We start from the raw sequence: 22,424 nt of genomic DNA on the forward strand, positions 1-22,424 counted from the left end.
AGCGTTTTACTATCGTTTCAAAGTGTTTACTTGGCACCCACTTAAAAAATCAAGGAGTATAATTATGCAAAAATTTCATTTTTCAGCCAAACTCTTGGCTCGCCAGGCACTGATTGCCGCCGCTTACACCGTCCTCACCTACACCGCCCAGGGCTTTGCCTATGGCCCCATCCAGTTTCGCTATAGTGAAATCCTCACTTGGCTGGCTTTCCTGGATCCCAAAAACGCTATCGGCCTGACTCTGGGATGTTTCCTATCCAATCTCGGTTCTCCCTTGGGCCTGATTGATGTTTTCTTTGGTAGCTTCCATACCTTGGTCGCTGTCCTTTTCATGGCCAAAATGTCTTCGAAATATCTTGCTTCACTTGGACCTGCCCTCTTTTCTTTCATCATTGCCGGCGAGTTAACCATCATCGGCGAAATCCCTCCCTCTCTATTCATGGAGACCTATGGGACTATCGCCCTCTCCGAATTTGTTATCGTTGCCCTGATCGGTCTTCCTGTCATGCTCCTCTTGACTCGCCTGCCAGCGTTTACAAAAGCGGTTGTTGACCCGACTATGGAACCGGTGAAGGAATAATTATCCGCCCTCAGCAAACAAAAGCCCCTTCCCCGGATAATACAAATCGAGGAAGGGGCTTTTTTCACAATTCTGTATAAACCAAATCTTAGGGAAGTTCTTTCCTGACACTGGGCTGGATGGCGTCTTCAAGACCGATGATCACGATCTTTTGATAGTTTGCCTTTTCCATATGGTTCTTCATCACCCTTGGTAAACTGCTTTTCTTTGTCAAAAGAACCGGTCCGTTTTCACTTGCTGCAACAGGCCCAATGACTAAGGCATCAGAAAATACCTGACCGGAAGCAAGGAAAGCTTTCTTTGAATCTCCAAATAGACGTTCGGCGATTAGTGCTGATGTCTCATACCGATCTTCCCCTCCAATTCTCAACAAAACCGGAGGCAAATCTTTCTTCAAATGATCGGAAACAGCTTTTTCACCCCCCAGAATAAACACGCCTTGTTTTCCCAGTTCTTCAGCGGCTGTTTTTACAACTTCAGGCACAAAATCCCCTTTTACAAGAAGGATAGGATAGCCCATTTTTGCCGCATAAGGACTGATCGACAGGGCGTCTGCAAAGTCCTGTCCGGTAGTTACCGTGGCCTTGCCCTTATTGCCGGTCAGCTCGACCACTTTTCTTGCAATGAGTACGGAAGTCTCGTAGCGGTCTCTTCCCCCAATCCTTTCAACATCCGCCAGCTTCTTTAGCCGATGTTCAACACGGTCAGAAATCGCTTGATCTCCACCTGCGATATAAATCTTTTTCATTCCCAGTCTCTTTAATTCTTCTTCAAGATCCGGAGAGATGGAGTCCCCTTTGGTGAGAAGAATTGGACCATTTACCGCTTTTGCAAGGACGCTTGCCGTCAATGCATCCGGAAAATCATCGCTTCTGGCGATCACCACAAAATCTGCCTTGGTAAAATAACGCTCGGATACTTTAATCGCCGTATCAATCCGGTCCTCCCCACCAACATTGTCCTTATCTGAAGGCTTAACGGGAGGATTCGGTTTTTCCTTATTCAACCAAACCGCTTGAACGGAAGTATCGGAATTGATGACGAGGCTATCCCCAACCTGATATTCCCGGTCCTTAACCTTCCAGGACTTGAATTCCTTATTTGCAGGCGGTGTAAAGTCGGATTGAGGAAGCTTATATGTTGATCCGACATCTACAATTGTCTCCTTCATTTTTCCGCTTCCACCGTTAGGATCAAAAGTAACCTTAGCCTGGTTAATAATATTGGTGAAGGAGATTTCTTCCACCTCTTCATTGTCCTTAAATATTTTATAAGGTTTAATTTCTAAAGCCTTAAAGTCATTGGTGTGGGCTTGCTTAGCCTGGACGGTAAAAGTAAAGCTGGAATCATCATACTGAATAGCGGGGTTCATCGTATTTGTGACCTGTTTTACCGTAAATTGATGAGGGTTTTCATCAGAAAACTTCACCTTTGGAAAAATGATGCTCCCATCAGCCTGGCTTTTTGCTCGACCGATCTCTTCATTTTTGTCATTTAAGAGAAGAAATTCAAATTCACGACCTGTTAAATCAATTTCTACGCCTTCCACGCTCGATTTTACGGATACCTTTCCTTCAAATTCAAGAGAGACGGTTTTCATCGTGTTGTGAAAAGATAATTCATCGGAATCGAAAGGAATCAGTTTACTGTTTTCAAGATCCATCGTATAGAGTTTATAGGACTCAATTTGACTGTAATCATCGGACAAGGTGAAATCAATCTGATACCAGGTGTTATCATAATCAATATGCCTTTTCTTGAAATGGCTGGTTGGTTGATTTACCGATAGACTCCATGTGCGAGTCTTCATGGCTTTAGCAATTTCTAATAGAGATTCACCTTCACTTCCCGGCCGAATGGGAATCCTGGTTTCAGCATTTTCATCATTCCAAAAGCCTGAGAGGGGTTGCCCATCACCTGTAAAGTCCTTAAAACTGTGAAGCTGAATGGGAAAGGGGATCCCTGGAATTTCAATGTAGGATTCATTGATAAATTCTTTCTCAGGAAAGGAAAGAAGTTCCCCGTCTTCAAAATCTTTCATATAAGTCTTAACGAGGATTTCAACATAGCCTTCTTCATTAATGGAAACAATCTTTTGGGGATCAGAAGTTTCCCCTTCTCTTGCTTGGGCACTTGGTTTCGTGATCAATAATCCCAGCAAAAATACTATGGAGGCTAGTAAAAGCAATACCCCCGGTAATTTTTATTCTCCTTAATCATTTTCTCCTCCATTCATATGACACTGGTCTCTTCGCTTCAACAAAATGGTACCCAACAATCACCTCCTCAATGGTTATAGGGCAATTATAGCATTAAAAAAACGTTTTATTTCTCACCCAAGGGATTCTCCATGACCTTGATCTCTGTCTCAGGTAGTTCCTTGGAATAGAGGGTCTCATAGACCTCCCGCCGGGCTTCTTCCACCCGCTTGACTTCGTTGTCGCTGAGTTGGGCCTTCTTATCCGGATTCTTAAGATAGTCCTCCACCGAGAGGGTTTGGTAGTTTAAGCCCTTGTCATCCCGGGTCAGTCGAACCCAAAGAGGAGCAAAGTCCACGGACACCAGTCGGGCATGGTCCCTTCCTTTTTTTTCGATGGCCATATCGACCACGACCCCATGCTCCACCCGGTAGTCATCGAAGACCTCATAACGCTGCTGGGAGATGAAATTCCCGCAGGCGTAAATAATAAAGCAGTCCCGGCCATCCTGGGCCCGGTAGGTCTCAAAAGGGCCCACTACATGGGGGTGGTTTCCGATGATGGCATCCATCCCCCATTCGGCATACTGCCTATAGTTCTCCCGCATGGCCTGGGTTTCCCGGGTCTGGTATTCAATCCCGTTGTGGATGGACCCGATGATGAAGTCGACTCCCTGGGCCTTGCAGGCCTCGATATCCTCCTTGATCCGGTCAGATTCCATGAAGTTCAGTCGTTCATCCAGGAGGGCCTTGTCGTAGGCTTTTTCAATCCCGTTAAAGCCGTAGGAATAGGCGAGAATCCCGATCTTAACCCCATTCACTTCCATGATGATGAAGCGATCCTTCTCCCCTTCCTTCCGGGTCCCCACCGGGATCAGGCCATTTTCCCGCATGAGGTCCAGGACCTGGTCCACCCCGGTCAACCGCATATCCAGAGTATGGTTATTGACGGTGGAGAGGACGTCGAAGCCGGCATCTTTCATGGCGGGAAAGATGGTGGCGGGGGTGTTGAACATGGGGTAGCCGGAGGCGGGTTTATCGGAATCATGGGAGGATTCAAAATTAGCCAAAGTCAGATCGGCATCACAAAGATAATCAGCGATAAGAGCAAACTCACGTTTGGCTTCTTCCAAATCTCCGTCAATCCGTTGGGCCTGCTCAATGTGGTGCATAATATCTCCGGTTGCTTTAACCCGGATAATCGATCCCTTTTCTTCCTCCTGCTTGGGAAAAAGAGCATTATCATTTCCGGAAGGCCAATTCTCCGAACCGGGGTGAGCCTCTTCAATGGGGCCTTTCTCCTGAGGACCTGCCGGAGCCTTTACCGTGCCTTTTCCGCCTTGAAAAGGTCCTACCGAGAAAACGACCAAAAAAACCAGAGAAAAGGTGATGAGGGCGAGGATAAGCTTGCGCAGGGTCCCGGTAGAGGTTTTTTCCCCCTTCCCTTCCTTTCGGTAAAGGCCTCGATAAATATCGCTATCTTTCATCAACACACGTCTCCTTTTTACCAATAAATATGAATATTAAAGCCTTCAATCGCTTGAAGGTCGCCAAATAGATCGAGTAGAGAGATTCCGTAGTCACCCATTTGGCGAACGATGAAACGGGCTTGGGTAATTTCAATGTCTCGGTCAGGTTCATCTCGAAGAAGGTCCCAAAGGGCATCTAAATTATGACCCGCATACCCTGGAAATCCAAAGATTTCTTTCATATAGCGGAAGGCACTTTCCCGGTCCTGAAAGTACTTTCCACACAGGACATATCGTTTCATTTTGGGCTCCTTTCTTTGGGGATGACTTGAACGAAATGATCGTAATGATCTTCAGTATAAAAAATTAAGCCATCATTGGAATAGATCAAACGCTCAGGACCCCTGTGGTTCGTATAGCCGGCCATAATGTCGGCCTCATAGTAGATTCTTCCCTTCTTCTTGGGCAGCAGCCCTTCCCGATTTCCAAAAGTGTTTCCGCCAATGATGGCCCCGGGTGCATCAAAAGTTTTCCAACGACCGGCCATGGCTTCTCCCTTTTTGATGTAGTTGGGAGGAAGTTCACCGTATTGGCGGACGTATAAAGCTACATCTTCTAACCGACTATATTCCTCGCCTTCTCTAAGAGTGCCTCCATATAAAATGACTTGGGGGATTCCGGGATAAGAAGGCTCCTTATTACTGGACTTTTCATTATTTCGGCAGACGGAAAGGGAGAAAATGAGAAGGAATAGGCAAAAGCTGACCAAAAATCTTGGCCAAGGGTCCTTCCCTTTCCTTTTCCTCACTTCCTTTTCTTGACAGGAAGATAAACCGGAATCGATTGCTCGTTTTATGCCCCTCAAAACGTAAACTCCATTTCCTCAGATTCAGAAAAATTAATCCGGTAAAAACTTTTTAGACTTAACATGATGAGTGTATATCTAGTTATTTTTTACCCAAACATCCTGGCCTTAGTCGGTTAATCCTATGAAGGGGAGATCAAGATCCGGGGAAAAGTGACTTACTCTTTGGCAACAAGGTCGGCCAGGCGGTAGTTGAGGACCTTTTTCAAATCTTGTATGGACACTTCCATCTGAAGACCTACCCGACCGGCGGAGAGATAAATTGTCGGATAATTGACCGCTTCTTCCTGAAAGTAGGTGGAAAAGATCTTTTTCATGCCGAGCGGTGAACAGCCCCCATGGATATAGCCGGTCAGAGGTTCAAGGTCCTTCTGGGGAATCATTTGGATGGACTTCTCTCCTAATACCTTGGCTGCCTTCTTCAAATCCACATTCTCATTGGAAGGAATGACCAAAACATAATGTTCCTTGGACTTGCCCACAAGAACCAGAGTCTTAAAAACACGATCGGGGTTTTCGCCCAGGATGGAGGCTACTTCTTCTCCGCCAACCGCTCCACTGTCATAATAGGGATGAAGATCATAAGGAATCTTCTTTTGGTCCAATAGGCGACAGGCATTGGTTTTTTCTTTTTTAGCCATAGTATTCCTTTCTTTGCAATCTGCACACGATTCTCTGTTATAATAACCATAAATCCATTACAATGGAAAGGAAGGGTCGGGAATTTGACCCGATTTGCTTTACGGGGATGCCCTGGTTTCGACAGGGATTTTGAAGAAAGATAAGCGAGCCGTCAGGCAGTTGACGTTAAAAAGGCAACTAAATTTAACTGCTAACGATAACGAATTAGCTTACGCTGCTTAGTTAAAAGCAGCCGGCCCTCCGGATGGACCCGTAACATACGGACTGGCCTCAACCATGTCGGGAAACTTCTTGTGCTAAGCTTTGCCCACAAGTTGGATCAATGAAGCTACCGGGTGTTTTGGCTTGTTTATTGGCTTAGCCACCCGGGAATCAAATTCAATAAACTACGCTCGTAGAAGTTCTTTTGAATGAGTTTCTGGACGCGGGTTCGATTCCCGCCATCTCCATCGATAGAAACCCTATAAGAGCAAAACCGCCGAGGAGGCTTGTCACCAAGTCCCTTCGGCGGTTTTGTTTTACTGGGGATTTCCGCTCCTTATCCTATTGCGCAGATGAAAGTGCAGACTTCGACCATAAAATAGTGGTGGTTCGCTGAAAATTGAGTAACCAACACTAGTGTTTTCGGCCCAAAATAGTGGTGGTTACTCGAAAATTGAAAAACCAACACTACTGTTTTTGATCCGAAATAGTGGTGGTTAGCCGAAAATTAAGAAACCAACACTACTATTTTCGGTCCAAAATAGTGGTGATTCGCCAAAAATCGAGGAACCAACACTATGATGCCCCTAAATTTATAGTGGTGGTTTGCAAAAAATTGAAAATCACCACTACTATGACGAGAACAAGGCCCCAATATAGAAAAACATCACCTTGATAACTCGCTAACCAATTCAAGATAGACCACTTCCGTAGGATTTCCCAAACGAGGAATCCAACCCGCTGTATTGGCCAGTCCCCGGCTGACGACCAGGGCTCCATGGGATCCATGGTGGACCCCCTCCGTGTAGCGAGGGAAAAAGCCCTGGCCGGGAGCGAAGAGACCTCGCTTCCTCCTTTTCCAGGGGAAACGAAACTGGCCCCCATGGGCATGGCCGGACAGGGTGAGGTCGATGGGATGGTCGGCAAGTTCCTCCGCCCAATATTCAGGATGGTGAGAGAGGAGAATTTTTAGGCCCTCCTCCTTTTCAAAAGCCTCCAACCAGGAGAGGTCCGGCCGGGGTTCATCGTCCGGTCGAATGAGGAAGCGTTTGAAAAAATAAAGCTTGCCGTACATGGGGGATTTTTCTTTTTCCTCCACTGCCGCCCGATCCTTCCGGTAGGTCAGGGTTCGACCGGAGGTCAGACCTCCAATGACCAGACCTCCCCTTCGAACATAGGCATTGTCAAGAACCCGGACACCCCGGCCTTCCATTTTTTCCAGGTCCTCGGCCTCAAGGTAGCGGTCGTGGTTACCCAAAGAACAGAAGGAGGGAGCGATGACCGCAGCCTGGGACAAAAACGGAAGGACAGAATCATCCATCTGACGATGAACATCCGACCGGGTCAGACGTCGGCCCAAAAGAAAATCCCCGGCCATGAGGATGAGGTCGGGGGCTTCCTTTCGGAGAGAAGCCAAAACCGGATTGAGGTCGGCCAGGTGAAAATCAGCTAACAGAGCAAGACGAAGACCTTCAATCCCTGTTTTCCTTGTCAGGCCGGATAAGGGAATGGAATAAAACGTTTCTTCCATGGCAACTCCTTTTCAAATGCTACTTATAAGAGGAGAAAAAACTTATTCAGTTCGGATGGCTTCAATCGCGGAAATGTTGGTTGCACGACGGGCAGGGAGATAGCCGGCAAGAAGGCCGACAATGGCGGAGAAAATAACCGCCATGAAGGGAAGCCATACCGGGATATAAGAAATACCCAGGAATTGGCCGCTGTCCAGATCCAGGTTTGCCCCTTGAGAAATGGCAAAGTTGATAAATAAGTGGTTGGCCAGGCTGGAGACCAGAAGAGTGACCAGGATGCCAATAATTCCACCAATGATACCAATGAGGGCAGCTTCGAGAAGAAAGAGTTTCCGCACATCTCCCACCTGGGCTCCGATGACCTTCATCACCCCGATTTCCTTGGTCCGTTCCTGGATCGACATGAGCATGGTATTGGCAATGCCGATGGCGGCGACAAAGAGGGCAACGCCGCCGATTGCTCCGAGAACCACCTGGAGGACCAGCATGCCTTGTTGTGCCTGTTCCAGGCCCTCCTTCATGGAAAAGACGGTGAGATTATACCTGTCCTTGAGATCCTCCGTCAAAGACTCCACATCATCAATATTTTTTGCGATAACGGTAGCTTCGGAGTATTGGTCAGTCGAAGGCCCGTCTCCTCCAGTCCTTGACCTTATCCCGGAAATTTCTCCTAAGGAAGATGTCATTGAAGATGACTTATCCCATTTTTTCTGGATGGTCTCCGCCAGTTCGAGATCAACATAGATGGAGGGGATGCCCGCACTCGACCCCAGTTTTGATGTAGAATCCAAACGACCTCCATAGGAAACGGTCACCTTATCCGATCCTCCCCCTGTATAGGCTTCTAAGGGATTTTCATTCATGGAAGTAGGGATGAAAAAGCGAGCCCTCTCCCAGGAAAAATCCTTCACCTCTGCTCCCGCTATTGATCTCTGGGCGAGTTTACTGATGTCCATCACCCGAATATTGGAGTCGATCACGAATGCATTCTTTTTTACCGATGAAAGGGGACGACCGTTATCCAGCTTAACTCCTTGTCTGCCCAATGCCTGGAAATCCACACCATACAGACTGCCGAATATCTCCATCCCTTTTTTATTGGTCTTTAATTGACTGGACAGGGAGATTTTCCCTAAGACCACATCTACACGGGGGTCTTTATTGATGGAGTCCAGGACTTTCTTGTTGATCTTTCCCTTGCTTTGTCTGCCGGAAGAATCCCTGGAAGGATAGAGGGAGATGGAATTGAAAGAGACCATTTCATTCAGGAAGTTCTCCTGGGAAATCTGGATTCCATAGCCAAAGGAGAGCATGAGGATGATGGAAAAGATGCCGATGACCACGGAGAAAATCGTGAGAAAGGCCCGAGACTTCCTCCGAAGGAGGTTCCTCCAGGCCATGGTCATCAGATCTCTAGTCTTCATTGATCTTCAGCTCCTCTGCCGAGGCCTTTTTCTTCCGAGACCGGCGACGGAAGATGACCACAGCCAAGCCTGCGAGGACAAGAAGGATGACCAAGCCAATTGCAGAAAATCCACCGCCATGCCTCTCTTCTTCCTGGGGAGGAAGAATTTGTCCGGTAGCCGCATCTACGCTTTCCCCCTCTTTCAGTCTTTCCACTGAATTGTTGAAGGGGACCTTTTCTTCATGCACTTGTCCCGCTGAATCCTCATAGGTCAGGACGATTTGACCGGAAAGATGGTCCGCCTCTTCCGGAATGATTTCCATGGAGTAGTGATCACTTTGGCCGGAAGAAAAGTTCCCGACAAAATATCGGGTGCTTTCCTTGCTGGTAAAGCCACTGCCTTCCAAATTAACCATGAAATTTGTCAGATTGTCCTTGCCCGTGTTGTAAAAATCTAGGTCCACCGTCATGGGTTGACCGGCATAAGCTTGCCCAAGGACAGGGTCGCCCAGGAGAATTTCCGCTTTTTGCACAACGGGGATGCCCACCACTTCCTGGGCAGTATACTGATTTCCCTCCATGTCCTCATACTCAAAAGCCAAGTTGACGGAATAGGTTTGTGCCGGGGCTGTTGGTATGGCCTTGAGAGTGATTGACTGGGAGGAGTGCTTGCCCGCCGCCATCTTCTCAATGTAAAAAGTGTTGGAGGAATTAACTGGGATAAAGATGGAACCGGATTGAGGGCTGGCTCCACCGGTGGAATTACCCAACATATCGGTGAGAGAACCGGTCGAGGAGCCGGCTCCTTCCGCATTCATCGTGATCTTGATGTTCCGGATCGCCTTAGACCGGTTTGTATTAAAGAAATCCAGATTCAGGGTAAAGTCCTCTCCTGCCCTGGGCATTTCCGGATCAATCTTGTAATTGGAAATGATGAGCTTGGGCTTATTCTTTTCCGTCATGGATCCTCCGTTCATTCCTCCCATAGCAGGAAGGTCATTGACGCTGACTCCCGGCATGGCCCCTTGTCCGCCTAACTGAGACAAGTCGCCTTTTGACAGTCCATTGGATGCAAGGAGACCCTCCAGATCACCCATGCTTCCCCCCTTATTTGTTGAACTTTGGCCTTTTGCAATCATTCCCTGAAGCACTTTTACCAGTTCATCTGTGGAAGGGGCTTGTTCTGTTCGGCTACCTTCGTTTTCTTTGTCTTTTTTCTTCCCCGAACCCGTTTTTTCCTTAGGCTTAGCTATTTTCTCAAGACAAGATTTCATCAATTTAGCAAGCTGATCTTTATCCAAAGTGATAGGGTCTTTGCACAGGAAAGTCAGGGGAATAAGGCTAAACTCTCCTGCCTCAATCTTCTCCCCCACAGGAACCAGACTCTTTATCACTCGAGAGACCTCTTTTTCTGCATCGATAAAGGCCTTTCCATCGGTCGGCACCAAACCGAATTGTTCCCAAGTTTGAAAATTCAAGCCCTCCAAAATCAAGCCGGTCTGACCGGTATTCCTGACCTGGAAGATGGCCATGTATTCTTGACCTTTATCAAGATTTTCCTGAATCTCTTGGAAGTTTCCGGCTTGATCTCGACAGAAGAATAGAATCTTTACAACTTGGATTTGCGTATTCTCATTCATGAATGTCCTCCTTCGGACCGGTCTCTTCATTGACATACTCTTCCGGCCTATGGTGGTGAACCACTTTTTCGATCTTCCCGTCTCTCATATGAAGAGTTCGGTCGGCAAAAACGGTCATTTCTTCATCGTGGGTGACCATAACCATGGTTTGGTGGTTTTCCTCCATCAGCTTTTTCATCAATCCCATAACTTCAAAGGACGTTCTGGTATCCAAATTCCCCGTGGGCTCGTCGGCAAAGACCAGAACCGGCTTGCCCACAAAGGCACGGGCGATGGCCACCCTCTGCTGCTGGCCTCCGGAGAGTTCCTTCGGTCGATGGTGGAGGCGGTCGCCCAGGCCCACACGGGACAATATCTCTTCCGCGGCCTGATCCCTAATTTTTTTGTCCACACCCTTTAGGATCAAACCCAGGCTGACATTTTCCAGGGCAGTCAGGGTGGGAATGAGGTTGTAGGATTGGAAGACGAAGCCAACATTCAAACTTCGAAAGAGGGTCACTTCCTCCTCATCCAGCTTTTCCAGGTGAACCCCTCCGATGATGATCTCTCCTTTGCTGGGACGTTCAAGTCCGGCCAGGGCGTTGAGGAGGGTGGACTTTCCTGAACCTGACGGACCCAACAAGCAGACCATCTCCCCTCTTCCAATATCCAGGTCCACCCCATCCAGAGCATGGACCTTTTCTTTTCCCATGGTAAAGATTTTATGCAGGTCCCTGACCTGAATCAGGCTTTCTTTTCGGTCCATGTGCCCTCCTATATTTTCTCCTGGCAAGTCCGGGACAGGGCCAGGACTTCCTGAAAAAAAGCCCGGTAGGCCTCCCGGTCCTTCTCCGGAACTTCCCTCTCATTATTGGCCAGGAGGACCTCCTCCCGGTGGCGGTCACGGATGGGGAGGTCCCGGTCCTTTTTATAGCGGCCGATGGTCCGGGAAACTTCCATCCGGCGGTGGAAGAGATGGGCCATGGCCCGGTCGATCTCTTCGATCTCCTTCCGACCGGCTTCCAGGACATTATCCTTCTTTTCTTTCATGGTCTTCCCCTTTCCATCAGACAATTTTCGACCCGCCGATAAATTCCCGGAGGATGGAGGTGTTGACCACGTCGGAAATGTCCTCCATGGGGAGGAAGTACTTGAGGAGGGCCAGGAGGCGGCCGGCCTCCAAATAGGCCGGATCCTCGGGCGGGATGGCCCTAAGGTCCTCCTCTATGATGAACTTCAGGGCGGCAATCTCATAAATAAAGGAGGAATTGAAGAGAATATCCGCCTCTTCCTGGTAGGGGAAGATGTTCCTCTTCTCCCCGTCCCGAACCGAAGGCCAATCCATGATGGTATCCCGGACGGACCTCCCCCGAGAGGCCTTATCGCGGGCCATCCGCCGCATGAGGCGGAGGTCGGTGGTGTGGATCCGGTTGTGGTCATCCAGGTTGATCTGGGTGGTGACGGAGAGGTAGATCCGGAACTTCAACCGGTCGTCCAGGTTTTTCAAGAGGAGGGGGTTAAGGCCGTGGATCCCCTCGATGATGATGGGATCCCCTTCGCTGAGGGAGAGGGTCTCCTCCAGGGTGATGGACTTGCCGGTGAGAAAATCGAATATCACCTTGGGAACCGACTGTCCATGGAGGAGGCGGTCCATGTCTTTTTCAAACCGGTCCAAATCAATGGCATAAATGGATTCAAAGTCGGGTAAGCCGTTGGCATCCAGGGGAGTCTTGTCCCGGTCGACGTAGTAATCGTCCATGGAGATCTTGAGGGGGCGGAGACCCAGGACCCGAAGGTCGTTCATGAGCTTATAGGCAAATGAGGTTTTTCCGGAGGAAGAAGGAGCGGCGATGAGGATAATCCGCTTGTTCTGGCGAATAATCTCCTGGCCGATCTCCATAATCTTGTGCTGCTGGAGACCTTCGGTCATCCGGACCACTTCTCCAATCTTCCCCTGATCAAGGAGGCGGTTAAGGTCGTAGACGTCTTCGATCTTCTGGAGTTCCGACCAACGCTCAGCCTCCCGATACGTTTCAGACAGCTTATACTGCGGGATAAAGTTTCGATGGACCCCCCTTTGGTCCCTTTCCGGTCCAAGGAGGACCAGGCCGTGTTCAAAGAGTTCCAAACGGAAGGTGGAAATATAGCCCGTAGAAGGGGCCATATAGCCGTAGAAGGAGTCATAGTAGTCCCCCAGGCGGTAGATGGCGACATGGTCGGCATTCAGGTAGTGGAGAAGGTCAGCCTTATCCTGGCGTCCGATTTCCTTGAAAAAATCGATGGCTTCCGGCACCGAGTAAAGCTGGCGTTCGATGGCCATGTCGGCCTCGACGATCCTGGCCATCTCCTCCTGGATCCGGTCCCGGGTCCGGGAGTCCACGTCCATCCGCCGATTCCCCTGGCGGATGGTGCAGTAGGCACCTCCGGAGATGGAGTGCTCCACCACCGCTCGGGCCTTGGGGAAGGTCCGGTTGATGGCCAGGATGAAGATAAAAGAAAGAGACCGCATATAGACCCGGTGACCATCCGTATCTGCCGTATCGAGCAAGGTAAAGGCTTCCAAGTCAGGATCAACAACTTCAGAAAGCTCATGGAGGAGGTTGCCGGTTTTCGCTAAAATAACCTGTCCATCAAAGTTCTTCACCAAATCCTGAGCATAATCGGCATAGGTTGCACCGGGTCTTCGAGGAAGGTCCAACGCCTGTACCCGGGAGGGAGTCATTACGGTAATCGTTAAGGGTTTATTATCCATAGGTCGTCCTTTCATGTGCAGGCAAAATATGGAAACACGTGGTCATTAAACAGGGATCATATTTTCAAATAAATCCATTTTCCCTGACGGAAGCGGAAGAAGGAAAAGAGGAAACGACAGGTCTGGTCAATGAGGATGGCCAACCAGATCCCATCCAGGCCTAAATGAAGGAAGTTAACCAAAAAGATGGTAAAGAGGGTTCGGACCAGGGTTACCGACACCATGGAGGCCACCAGGGTAAATTTTACATCCCCGGCAGACCGGAGAATGCCGTTATAAATTAGCTGCTGAATCTGGAAAAAGACGATGACGATGATATAAAAAGAGATGTGAACGCCCATTTCCGCGATGGCATCATCAGCGAACTGAAAATGATAGAAGGCAGGGCCCAAAAAGAGGACGGCCAGGGAAAGGAGGATGGCCAATCCATAGCCCATATCCCGGCAGGATTTTCCAAAAATAATAGCTTCCTTTTCCTTGCCGGCACCCATGGACTTTCCGGCCAGGGTCATGGCCGCAGTCTGCATACCCAAACCCAGAGAAAAACCCATGCTGAGAAGGTTCATGTTGACTTGGTGGACAGCAAAAGCCTCGGTGCCCAATCCCGCTGCAACGAGAGCGGTCGCCAGGAAACCTACCCTCATGAGGAGGTTCTCCGCCATAATGGGACCGCCCAGGAAAGAGAGGGACCGGAAGGCCTCCCACCTGGGCCGGATCTTCCGGCGGAGACAGTAACCCAGATGGATATAGGAGTCCCTGTGGGTTACTGATAAAATCGCCATGAGAAAGGACACGGCCTGGCCAATGACGGTAGCCAGGGCAGCCCCCATGACTCCCCACCGGGGAAAGCCGAAGTTACCGTAGATAAGAAGGTAGTTGAAAATGATATTCACCAGGGAGGAAACCAGGTTTGTCGTAAAAGCAATCCGAGTATTGCCCGACCCCCTTTGGGCCGCATTGATGACCGTGGTGAAGTTGACGAAGAAGGAGCCACCGGCATAGATGTGGAAGTAGGTCACTGCCATATCGTGGGTTTCCCGGTTTGATCCTGCCATTTGTAGGATGGGATCTGCAAAAAGAAGGGCAATCGAGGTAATGACCAGAGAGATCAGGGCACAAAGAACCATAGCGGAAAGAAAGTTGGTATTGGCTTCCCTTCGGTGACCCTCCCCCATCCTACGGGCAACAAGAGCAGATAAAGCGGTTGCGGTTGCAATCAGAGGCGTCAGAAGGACGAAATAGGGCTGGTTGGTCAACCCCGTAGCCGCAACGGCAGCAGGCCCCAATCCCGCCACCATCATAGTATCAATCAGGCCGGCCAGGTTGATAAAAAAAGACTCCAAAACTGCCGGCCAGGCCATGGTAAAAACTTGCTTATAGTATTTTTTCTCCTGAAACACCTTCATTCTTCATCCTTTCTTTTTCCTTCATTATCATACCACCTTTCCCCTTTCTTGGGGTCTTGGTAAAATAAAGCGAATTAAGAAAAAAAGGAGTCACGATGAAAAAAACATCTTTTTCCAAACAAGCTCTTCTCACCCTTGCATTGACCTGGGGAATTTTTGCTTCTGCCCTGATCTTATCCATGACCCAGACCTGGACCTACCCCCTCTTTTCCGGCCAGAAAATTAACTCTCATGCCTTGACCGAAAGGACCATCCAAAAAAACTATGAGGGGCTCATCCACTACTGTCTGGACCCCGGGCAAAATGACCTGACCTTCCGGGGCCTGACCCAGTCCCGGCCTGCCCTCACCCACTTTGCCGAGGTCAAGGTCATCTTCCAGGTCATCCTCTGGACCGGACTGGCCTGCCTCCTCCTCTCCCTTATCCTTGGGATTCGCGCCTACAAAAAAAGAGACCTCCGCTTCCTTCCCTGGACCTTCCGCCTCTCCCTGGCCCTCCCCCTCCTCTTGGGCCTTCCCTTAGTCTTTTTCTTTGACCGGGCCTTTGTCCTCTTCCACCGGCTAGCTTTCTCCAACGACTATTGGATCTTTGATCCTGCCACCGACCCCATCATCAACTATTTGCCGGAGACCTTCTTTCAGAACATGGTCTTCCTGATTGTAGGGATCTGGGTCTTCCTTCTCCTCATTCTCCGCTTTGGGATTCAGCCCTATTTGAAGAGAAAGCTGCAAAGAAAGCATTCATGAAAACTATTTTTAGGATAATAAAATTCCCCCGACAACCGTCGGGGGAATGATTTTTAATTCTTTTTACCGCTGCCTTTCTCCACCAGTGCGGAAAGTCCGGCTGCTATAATGAAATAGAGAAATAAGATTATCCCTTCTAAAACAAAGGTATTGATAGGCCGGGGATAGAAATTGATCAGATTCTGCACCAGAAGCCGGACCGGGAAATAGCTGCCTAACCAGGCGGATATTTTATAGAAGCGCTTCCGAAACAAGATCAGTCGCTCATTATTCTCATGGACTCTTTTTCCCCAACCATATTCAAACCCTCCGATGATTGCAATAAATGGGATGAGGCTGATTAGGCTTAACCCGGCACTTTGCAGAATCATGATCGAAGTAAATTGAAGAATCAAACTCATGATTTCCAATGCAATGAAAAGGGTCGTCATCTGATGAACCCGGTCACTTTCTTTGTCCTGAATGATCGGCAAGTCATCATCACTTTGATAATCGTCGTTGAGGAGATAATCGCTAGTAACGTGAAATAACTTGCTTAGTTGAAGGATATTGCCGGCATCAGGCATGGCTGTTCCGACTTCCCACCGAGATATAGCCTGTCTCGATACCTTCATTTTTTCAGCCAGTTCTTCTTGTGACATTCCATAAGACTTTCTCAGTCTCACGATCTTATCCGATAACTTCATGGGGAAATCCTCCTTTTTGTTTTTATTCTAGTGAGGATTCCTTTCGAACACCAGCACCTAGACTTTACAATTCCGCAACATGTCTTTCCATTGGGTCCTCTAGTCGATTATAGCAGAGAATAACATCACTCTTTCGATTCATGAAGCAGTGATCGATCACAATAAATGACTTTCTCAATAAAAAAAGCGGGTATCCATTCTCTGAACTGACCCCCTAAAGTTGGACCAAATAATCCAACTTTAGGGGGTTTTTGTATGGCAAAATACAACGTAGAATTTAAGATGAAAGTTGTGGCAGAGTATCTATCCGGAACCATAGGGTTAAAATCCCTGGTCAAGAAATATCAGATGAAATCCGACAAGCAGATCAGCAGATGGGTTCACGCTTATCAGAATTTAGGAGTCGAAGGTCTAAAACGCAGTCGCAATAATCGCTCATACAGTGTAGACTTTAAATTAAAGGCAATTACCATGTATGAAACCAGCGAAAAGTCTTACCAAGACGTAGCGAATGAACTGGGCCTAAACAATCCCCCTCTCATTGCCAGTTGGCGTAAAGCCTACCATGAACAAGGGATTGACGGGCTCTCACACCAACAAGGGAGGCCAGCATTGTCAAGAAAAGATCTGGCGAGTAAGGCGAAATTACCATCTTCAACATCGCCTAATGACATAACGGACCTGGAACTTGCCAACCAGCGAATCAAAGAGCTGGAACATGAGCTAAGGATGCAAACCATTAAGCTTAAGTACTTGGAAATGCTAAGGAGCTTGCGGCTAGAGGAGGCAACGAAGGCAAAGCAAGAGTCGTCCACAAGCTCCGAGAAGAAGGATTCCCATTAGCTGAGATTCTTGCAGCCATTCCATTTCCAAAATCAACCTACATGTACTGGCAGGCCCAATGGAAAAAACCGGATCCCAACCAAAAGCTGAAGGAAGCTATGCTAGGCATCCGGAAGAACCATCCAAACTACGGCTATCGTCGTATTCATGCCACGCTGGTGAAGGAGGGCTGGAAAGTGAACCGAAAGAAAGTCCAACGCCTTTGCCAGCGACTAGGACTACAAGTCAAAAACTTCGGTCGTAAATACCGTAAATACAACAGCTACAAAGGGGTTGTCGGACGGATTGCCCCAAACCTTATCCATCGTCGGTTTGAAAGCATTGTTCCGTGTCAAAAGATTACTACGGACACGACGGAATTTAAGTACTACAAAGTAGATACCGGCGGAAAGATGCAAATGAAGAAATTGTATTTGGATCCTTTTATGGACTTGTATAATCTTGAGATTATCAGCTTCAAGATTTCACCCCAACCGAACAGAGTTACCATGCTTGAAGCGTTGAAGGCAGCTATTGAAGCATCGGAAGACTGCCCCTATCGTCGAACCTTTCACTCAGATCGTGGCTGGGGATATCAAATGAAAGAATATCAGGCTTTATTGAAGGAGCATAAAATCTTTCAGAGCATGTCTCGAAAGGGTAACTGCTATGACAATGCACCTATTGAAAACTTCTTTGGCATGATGAAGCGGGAAATGTACTATGGCAAGGTCTATCGGAGTTACAGAGAATTAGAATCGGCGATTACCAACTATATTCGTTACTACAACGAAGAACGAATTAAGGAGAAACTGAATTGGCAAAGTCCGGTTGAGTATCGGAAAACGCAGGCGGCCTAAGGGCTAGCCCTTAGGCAAATAAAAAGAGAGATAAGCACAGGATGTACTTATCTCTCTGGTCCAACTTTTTGGGGTCACTCTACTCATCGGATACCCGCTTTTTCTATGACTAATTCTTTCTGCAGAATCTCAACTTAGCTTCTCTTTCCGAGAATGCCGTCCACCTTAAAGAGGGCAGCCTTATCATCGCCGGCCATCTTGAAGAGGTCGATGATCCCGCGGAAGTGGTCTTCTTCCTCATTCTGCTCATCCACATACTTTCTCAGGAAATTCTCCACCCGGTAATTCTTTTCTTCAATGGCCATCTGGAGCATTTCAAGGATGGAGGCAGTGATTTCCTTCTCATGGGCCAGGCCGGCTTCCCAAACAGCAAGGGGGGAATCATACTGGGCCTTGACTTTTTCCATGGGGAAAAGTTCAACGTGTTCATCCAGTTCCTGGACCACATCGATGAAGTCTTCCGCATGATGAATTTCTTCGTGGGTCTGAAGGGTCATCCAATGGGTGGCTCCGGGAAGGCCCAGGTCCTTCAGGTAGATCCGCATCCCGTTGTAGATATAAGCGGACTGGAGTTCCATCTGAATCTGCTTATTAAAGGCAGCAAGCAACTGATCTGACATTTTAAGTTCTAACATTTGTATTCCTTTCTAAGAAATCCTTACATCCTACTGAATAGAGGCCTGATAAATATTCTCGATCGCCTCATCCAATTTTGCATCAAATTCGTCATCACTCTGCTGAGCGGACAGGTCATTTAAGAGGGCACGAGAGAAAGAAGCAATCATGCCGGAGTTCTTGGACAGCAATTCATTGGCTTCATCAATCGGATAGCCGCCGGAAAGAGCAACCACCCGGACAACCTGGGGATGCTTTGCCAATTCATCAAAGAAGCCCTCCTTGGTCGGCAGGGAGAACTTGAACATAATCTGGTATTTTTCAGGCAGGGCCTCCAGGTTCTTCTGGATCTCCTCCAGCATGATCTCCTCAGCTTCCGCCTTATCGGGGATGGTGATGGTCACTTCAGGCTCAAGAATGGGAACCAGGCCGCCATCAAAGATCTTCTTCCCCACTTCAAACTGCTGACGGATGATTTCGGCGATCCCTTCCCGGTTAGCCGCACCAATGACGGAACGCATCTTAGTTCCAAAGACCTTGTGTTCATTGGCTTCTTTAATCTGCTCATCCAGGCTCTTGATCGGTTTCATCAGCTGGCAGCCATTTTTCTCCGCTTCCATTCCTTCATCCACCTTCAAAAAAGGAACGATGCCTTTTTCTTCCCAAAGATATTCTGCTGCATACTTGCCTTCAATTTTGGAGTTCATGGTTTTGCGGAAGAGGATGGCCCCTAAAATACGTTCATTGGTAAAGACCTTGCTGGTAATAATGCGTGACCGCATCTTGTGAATGAGGTCGAACATTTCCTCTTCGGAAGAATATTGGTCTTCGCTAATCCCGTAGTTTTTTAAGGCTTTGGGGGTTGAACCGCCGGATTGGTCCAAGGCGGCAATAAAGCCTTTACCACTTTTCATCTGTGCAAGCATTTTTTCATTCATGAGTATTGCTCCTCTCAGATCCGTTCAATTGGTCGACTAGCTCCTCTAAATTCTCTTTAATTATACCCAAGGAAAGCATGAGCTACCACGTGGATTGATAAACAGAAAATACCGCCCCGAGTTGGTTGGTCGGGGCGGTAAACCATGTCTTAATTCGGTTTAAGAAAGAACTCGTTCAGATCCACGAGTCGTTTTTACTCCGAGGACAGAGCCGGCAACAGAGACGATGAGGGCAAGCAGTAGACCGATAAAGGCCCAGACGGCAGCCGATGATGCTGCGTTAGTGGCTTCGTTGGTCGTCTCAGCCACTTCCTGGCTGGCCTGATCGATCTTGGCAGGGACTTCATCAATGGCTTTCTGAAGGTCAGTAAGGCGTGCCTCAGCCTGACTCTGTGCTTCTTTCATATCTTTCTCGATCTTATCGACCTGAGATTCCACTTCCTCTTGAGACATCTCCGTATTGGCAGCCACAGCTTTCGTTAAATCTTCACGATCAACGGAAGTCGTAATGGTCTTAACCCGTTTTTCAATGGATGTGGAAAGATCTTTTAAGGCAGGCTTAAGCTGATCCGGATCTTTCTTTACCGTATCAATAGCGGCTTGGACTTCTTCCTTTACTTCATCCATCTGACCCTGGAGATAATCAGGCTGAAGTTCTTTCACCTCGGTGTCCTTGAGGAACTTTTCCGCATTTCCCTGAACCTTTTCTGTATCAACGGAGAGGTCGAGGTCAAGTTCACCAAGTGCCTTATTTGCCGCTTCTCCACCGAGCTGAACAGCACTGCCTACACCGGAAGCTACTCCACCGGCAACATCACCGGCAACTCCGAGAGCAGAGCCGACCACGTTACCGGCCATACCTAAGGCACTGGCAGCACCGGTAACAATAAGGACCAGGCTAATAACGACCGCAAGGGCCCAGGTTAGAAATCCATGGATCCCACCGGCATAACGACTGGCGAGTCCCGAAATAAAGCCGCCTGCAAACATGGAAATCACCAAAGAAAGGACAAAGAAAATCATCGTCCCTGTTCCTACGCCTTCCATAGGATTGGCTGAAGTCGGATCAAACATTCCCAGACCAAAAGCCGTAGTCAGGAGATTGAGCAGTAAAAAGCTGGCAAAAAAAGCAATGGTTCCTGCAAATACTGAACCCCAGGAAAGGTTCTTTCCGGCTTCATCAGCCATGAAATGGCGTTGCCAAAAATTTTGATTTTGTTGAGTCATAAATTCCTCCAATTGCATCATGATTATTAGCTGAACCCTCCACAGGTGAAAGGATAGCGAGTAACAAGAATAAGGAAAGAAGTTTCCTCACTCGATAGACTTATCTATACCCAAGTAATTTTCTCTCTATTCAAAAACATGATTTATACAAGGAAATATGATCAACTGATAAAGAAGATTGAAGTGATAAGGGTAAGAATGAATGCAGTAATATAGCCTGCTAATGAAGATAATATTTATAGAAGGGAGCTGAAATGATTACTTTAGACCAAGTTGAACAGCTGATGGAAGAAACAGGTGCCGGATACGAACTCTCTGCCTGGGCTCTAAAAGAAGCCGGCGGTGACATGAGTCTGGCCAAGGAATATGTAGAAAAGGCCAGAAAGATCCCTGTCCCCAACAAAGAACAAGAGGGGAACGAAAAAAGAAGCGAGGGGGAGAAAGAAGACAAAATCACCCTCGATGCCATCATTTCTACGATTCGTGATGCTTTCCATACCTTAAATGCAACCAACCTCATCGTTCGCAAGGGAGAAAAAGAAATCCTCAATATTGCCTCCAGTTTGGGCGCCATCGGAGCCATCGTCCTCCCCCAGCTGGCTTTGTTGGGCATCGGCGCAGCCATACTGACCGACTACGAAATCATCGTTCGGCTCAAAGACGGCCGGGAAGTAAACATCAACCGGAAGGTGAAAGATGAAGCCCACAATATCAAGCGGTCCTGGGATTACTATATCGACATCCATAAGGAAGATTGACTCTGATAAATTAGTAAATCACAAAAATAGCAGGGCCAATAATCGCCCTGCTATTTCTTAGAATAATGAAATTGTCAGGGTTGGAAGCCCTGATATTTTAGCGACTGAAAAGTTTATCAGGGTCGGAAGCCCTATCCCCTATACTTATCCAGATCTTCCTCTTTCAGGCCCAAGTCCTTCATCAGGCTTTCTTTTGCATCAGCAAGAAGATCTTCTTCTTCCTTGGCCAGTTTGGGATAGGTTATATCCAGCTTTTGGAAGAATTCCTTGAGGATTTCCGAGACGACGTAGCGGGTGTACCACTTCCGGTCGGCCGGGATGATGAACCAGGGGGCCCCATCCGTTGACGTCTCTTCCATGAGCTCCTCATAAATCTTCTGGTATTCCTTCCAGTACTTCCTCTCCCGGATGTCCGAAGAGGAGAACTTCCAGTTTTTGTTGGGCTGGACCACCCGCTCCAGGAGACGCTCGGCCTGCTCATCCTTGGAGACGTGGAGGAAGAACTTCAAGATATGGAAGCCGTTTTCTTCGAGGTATTCTTCCCAGTTCCGGATCTGCTTGTAGCGGCGGGACCAGATTTTTTTATCCACCAGGCGGTCCGGAAGTTGGGACCCTTCCAAAAGGTTATGGACCCGGGTGACCAGGACATCCTCATAGTGGGACCGGTTGAAGACCGCCACCTCCCCCCGCCGGGGCAAGGCCTGGTTACACCGCCAGAGGTAGTCGTGGTCCTGCTCATCCGCTGTGGGCTCATCGAAGGGGATAACCTTGAGTCCCTGGGGATTGATATAGGTCAAGACTTTTTTAATTAACCCGTCTTTCCCGGCGGCATCCATGGCCTGGATGACGATGATAAGGCCGTGCTGGTTGTCAGCATACATGACTTCCTGCGCCTCCCTGAAGGCCTCCCCGTTGTCCGGAAGAAGATGGTCATAAACTTCTTCTTTCGTCAGATCTCCCTTATAGGAGGTGTCCCATTTTTTCAGGTCGACCTTGTCGCCCTCTTTCACGCGAAATTGATCCCACATTGTAGACATAAGACCTTCCTTTCCGATTGCAGAAAAGGACCCCTCCTTCCGGGATGGGGTCCCCTTTTTTGACGTC

At 48.2% G+C, this 22,424-nt stretch carries 21 protein-coding genes and 1 other RNA gene; 5 read left to right on the plus strand and 17 right to left on the minus strand.

Annotated elements, in window-relative coordinates; translation table 11 throughout:
* Nucleotides 1-64 precede the first annotated feature (64 nt).
* Complete coding sequence (locus BN2373_RS00060; protein ID WP_053942165.1) at nucleotides 65-580, plus strand: QueT transporter family protein; 516 nt, start codon at nucleotides 65-67, stop codon at nucleotides 578-580.
* An 88-nt stretch (nucleotides 581-668) separates the two neighbouring features.
* Here BN2373_RS00060 and BN2373_RS00065 read toward each other — a convergent pair whose 3' ends face one another.
* From BN2373_RS00065 to ybaK, 5 genes are all read right to left on the minus strand, one after another.
* On the minus strand, nucleotides 669-2,729 hold the full coding sequence (locus BN2373_RS00065) for a cell wall-binding repeat-containing protein (protein ID WP_154826088.1): 2,061 nt from the start codon (nucleotides 2,727-2,729) through the stop codon (nucleotides 669-671).
* Between the two features lie 176 nt (nucleotides 2,730-2,905).
* The gene (locus BN2373_RS00070; protein ID WP_053942167.1) at nucleotides 2,906-4,264 is read right to left on the minus strand and encodes a CapA family protein; all 1,359 of its coding nucleotides are present in this window, start codon (nucleotides 4,262-4,264) and stop codon (nucleotides 2,906-2,908) included.
* Nucleotides 4,265-4,281: 17 nt separating this feature from the next.
* Nucleotides 4,282-4,548: a barstar family protein gene (locus BN2373_RS00075; protein ID WP_053942168.1), complete on the minus strand. Its 267-nt coding sequence runs from the start codon at nucleotides 4,546-4,548 to the stop codon at nucleotides 4,282-4,284.
* A complete protein-coding gene (locus tag BN2373_RS00080; RefSeq protein ID WP_238379603.1) occupies nucleotides 4,545-5,054 on the minus strand; it encodes a ribonuclease domain-containing protein in 510 nt (169 codons plus the stop codon). Before BN2373_RS00080 ends, BN2373_RS00075 begins: the two co-directional genes overlap by 4 nt.
* Before the next feature lie 215 nt (nucleotides 5,055-5,269).
* Nucleotides 5,270-5,752, minus strand: coding sequence for a Cys-tRNA(Pro) deacylase (gene ybaK / locus BN2373_RS00085; RefSeq protein ID WP_053942169.1), 483 nt, complete (start codon nucleotides 5,750-5,752; stop codon nucleotides 5,270-5,272).
* Nucleotides 5,753-5,855: 103 nt separating this feature from the next.
* Between ybaK and ssrA the strand changes: the two genes are divergently transcribed.
* Nucleotides 5,856-6,205: a transfer-messenger RNA gene (gene ssrA / locus BN2373_RS07580) on the plus strand.
* A gap of 416 nt (nucleotides 6,206-6,621) precedes the next feature.
* Here ssrA and BN2373_RS00090 read toward each other — a convergent pair.
* The 7 genes from BN2373_RS00090 to BN2373_RS00120 are packed head-to-tail and all read right to left on the minus strand — an operon-like array spanning nucleotide 6,622 to nucleotide 14,668.
* Nucleotides 6,622-7,485: a metallophosphoesterase gene (locus BN2373_RS00090; RefSeq protein WP_053942170.1), complete on the minus strand. Its 864-nt coding sequence runs from the start codon at nucleotides 7,483-7,485 to the stop codon at nucleotides 6,622-6,624.
* Between the two features lie 42 nt (nucleotides 7,486-7,527).
* Nucleotides 7,528-8,910 (minus strand): ABC transporter permease, encoded by a 1,383-nt coding sequence (locus BN2373_RS00095; RefSeq protein WP_053942171.1) that lies wholly within the window; start codon nucleotides 8,908-8,910, stop codon nucleotides 7,528-7,530.
* Nucleotides 8,900-10,531 (minus strand): COG1361 S-layer family protein, encoded by a 1,632-nt coding sequence (locus tag BN2373_RS00100; protein WP_053942172.1) that lies wholly within the window; start codon nucleotides 10,529-10,531, stop codon nucleotides 8,900-8,902. The genes BN2373_RS00095 and BN2373_RS00100 overlap by 11 nt, the downstream gene beginning before the upstream one ends.
* A complete protein-coding gene (locus BN2373_RS00105; RefSeq protein ID WP_053942173.1) occupies nucleotides 10,524-11,276 on the minus strand; it encodes an ABC transporter ATP-binding protein in 753 nt (250 codons plus the stop codon). Before BN2373_RS00105 ends, BN2373_RS00100 begins: the two co-directional genes overlap by 8 nt.
* 8 nt (nucleotides 11,277-11,284) lie before the next feature.
* Nucleotides 11,285-11,560, minus strand: a complete 276-nt coding sequence (locus BN2373_RS00110) for a chorismate mutase (protein WP_053942174.1) — start codon at nucleotides 11,558-11,560, stop codon at nucleotides 11,285-11,287.
* A 16-nt stretch (nucleotides 11,561-11,576) separates the two neighbouring features.
* Entirely contained in the window at nucleotides 11,577-13,262 is a 1,686-nt protein-coding gene (locus BN2373_RS00115; protein ID WP_053942175.1) for a nucleoside kinase, read from the minus strand.
* A gap of 56 nt (nucleotides 13,263-13,318) precedes the next feature.
* Nucleotides 13,319-14,668 carry an MATE family efflux transporter gene (locus tag BN2373_RS00120; RefSeq protein ID WP_053942176.1) on the minus strand — a complete coding sequence of 450 codons (1,350 nt, stop codon included), beginning with the start codon at nucleotides 14,666-14,668 and terminating at the stop codon, nucleotides 13,319-13,321.
* A gap of 95 nt (nucleotides 14,669-14,763) precedes the next feature.
* Between BN2373_RS00120 and BN2373_RS00125 the strand changes: the two genes are divergently transcribed.
* Nucleotides 14,764-15,414 carry a TIGR01906 family membrane protein gene (locus tag BN2373_RS00125; protein WP_053942177.1) on the plus strand — a complete coding sequence of 217 codons (651 nt, stop codon included), beginning with the start codon at nucleotides 14,764-14,766 and terminating at the stop codon, nucleotides 15,412-15,414.
* Nucleotides 15,415-15,467: 53 nt separating this feature from the next.
* Here the strand turns inward: BN2373_RS00125 and BN2373_RS00130 are convergent, their stop codons facing one another.
* On the minus strand, nucleotides 15,468-16,100 hold the full coding sequence (locus BN2373_RS00130) for a helix-turn-helix domain-containing protein (RefSeq protein ID WP_053942178.1): 633 nt from the start codon (nucleotides 16,098-16,100) through the stop codon (nucleotides 15,468-15,470).
* 255 nt (nucleotides 16,101-16,355) lie between these two features.
* Here BN2373_RS00130 and BN2373_RS07730 point away from each other — a divergent pair.
* Nucleotides 16,356-17,782, plus strand: a protein-coding gene (locus tag BN2373_RS07730; RefSeq protein WP_154826090.1) for an IS3 family transposase whose coding sequence is annotated in 2 segments (ribosomal slippage) — nucleotides 16,356-16,931 and nucleotides 16,934-17,782 — 1,425 coding nt in all. Because the reading frame shifts where the segments join, the coding sequence is not laid out codon by codon here.
* Between the two features lie 134 nt (nucleotides 17,783-17,916).
* Here BN2373_RS07730 and BN2373_RS00145 read toward each other — a convergent pair.
* The 3 genes from BN2373_RS00145 to BN2373_RS00155 form a co-directional block, all read right to left on the minus strand.
* Entirely contained in the window at nucleotides 17,917-18,417 is a 501-nt protein-coding gene (locus tag BN2373_RS00145) for a ferritin (protein ID WP_019134584.1), read from the minus strand.
* Nucleotides 18,418-18,447: 30 nt separating this feature from the next.
* Nucleotides 18,448-19,335, minus strand: coding sequence for a fructose bisphosphate aldolase (locus BN2373_RS00150; RefSeq protein WP_053942181.1), 888 nt, complete (start codon nucleotides 19,333-19,335; stop codon nucleotides 18,448-18,450).
* A gap of 159 nt (nucleotides 19,336-19,494) precedes the next feature.
* On the minus strand, nucleotides 19,495-20,562 hold the full coding sequence (locus BN2373_RS00155) for a hypothetical protein (RefSeq protein WP_053942182.1): 1,068 nt from the start codon (nucleotides 20,560-20,562) through the stop codon (nucleotides 19,495-19,497).
* 254 nt (nucleotides 20,563-20,816) lie between these two features.
* Between BN2373_RS00155 and BN2373_RS00160 the strand changes: the two genes are divergently transcribed.
* Nucleotides 20,817-21,320, plus strand: coding sequence for a DUF4342 domain-containing protein (locus BN2373_RS00160; protein WP_053942183.1), 504 nt, complete (start codon nucleotides 20,817-20,819; stop codon nucleotides 21,318-21,320).
* 131 nt (nucleotides 21,321-21,451) lie between these two features.
* Here the strand turns inward: BN2373_RS00160 and BN2373_RS00165 are convergent, their stop codons facing one another.
* Nucleotides 21,452-22,357, minus strand: a complete 906-nt coding sequence (locus BN2373_RS00165) for a PPK2 family polyphosphate kinase (protein WP_053942407.1) — start codon at nucleotides 22,355-22,357, stop codon at nucleotides 21,452-21,454.
* Nucleotides 22,358-22,424: the final 67 nt, after the last annotated feature.

This window comes from Kallipyga gabonensis, assembly GCF_001286805.1.
Taxonomy (GTDB): Bacteria; Bacillota; Clostridia; order Tissierellales; family Peptoniphilaceae; genus Kallipyga; species Kallipyga gabonensis.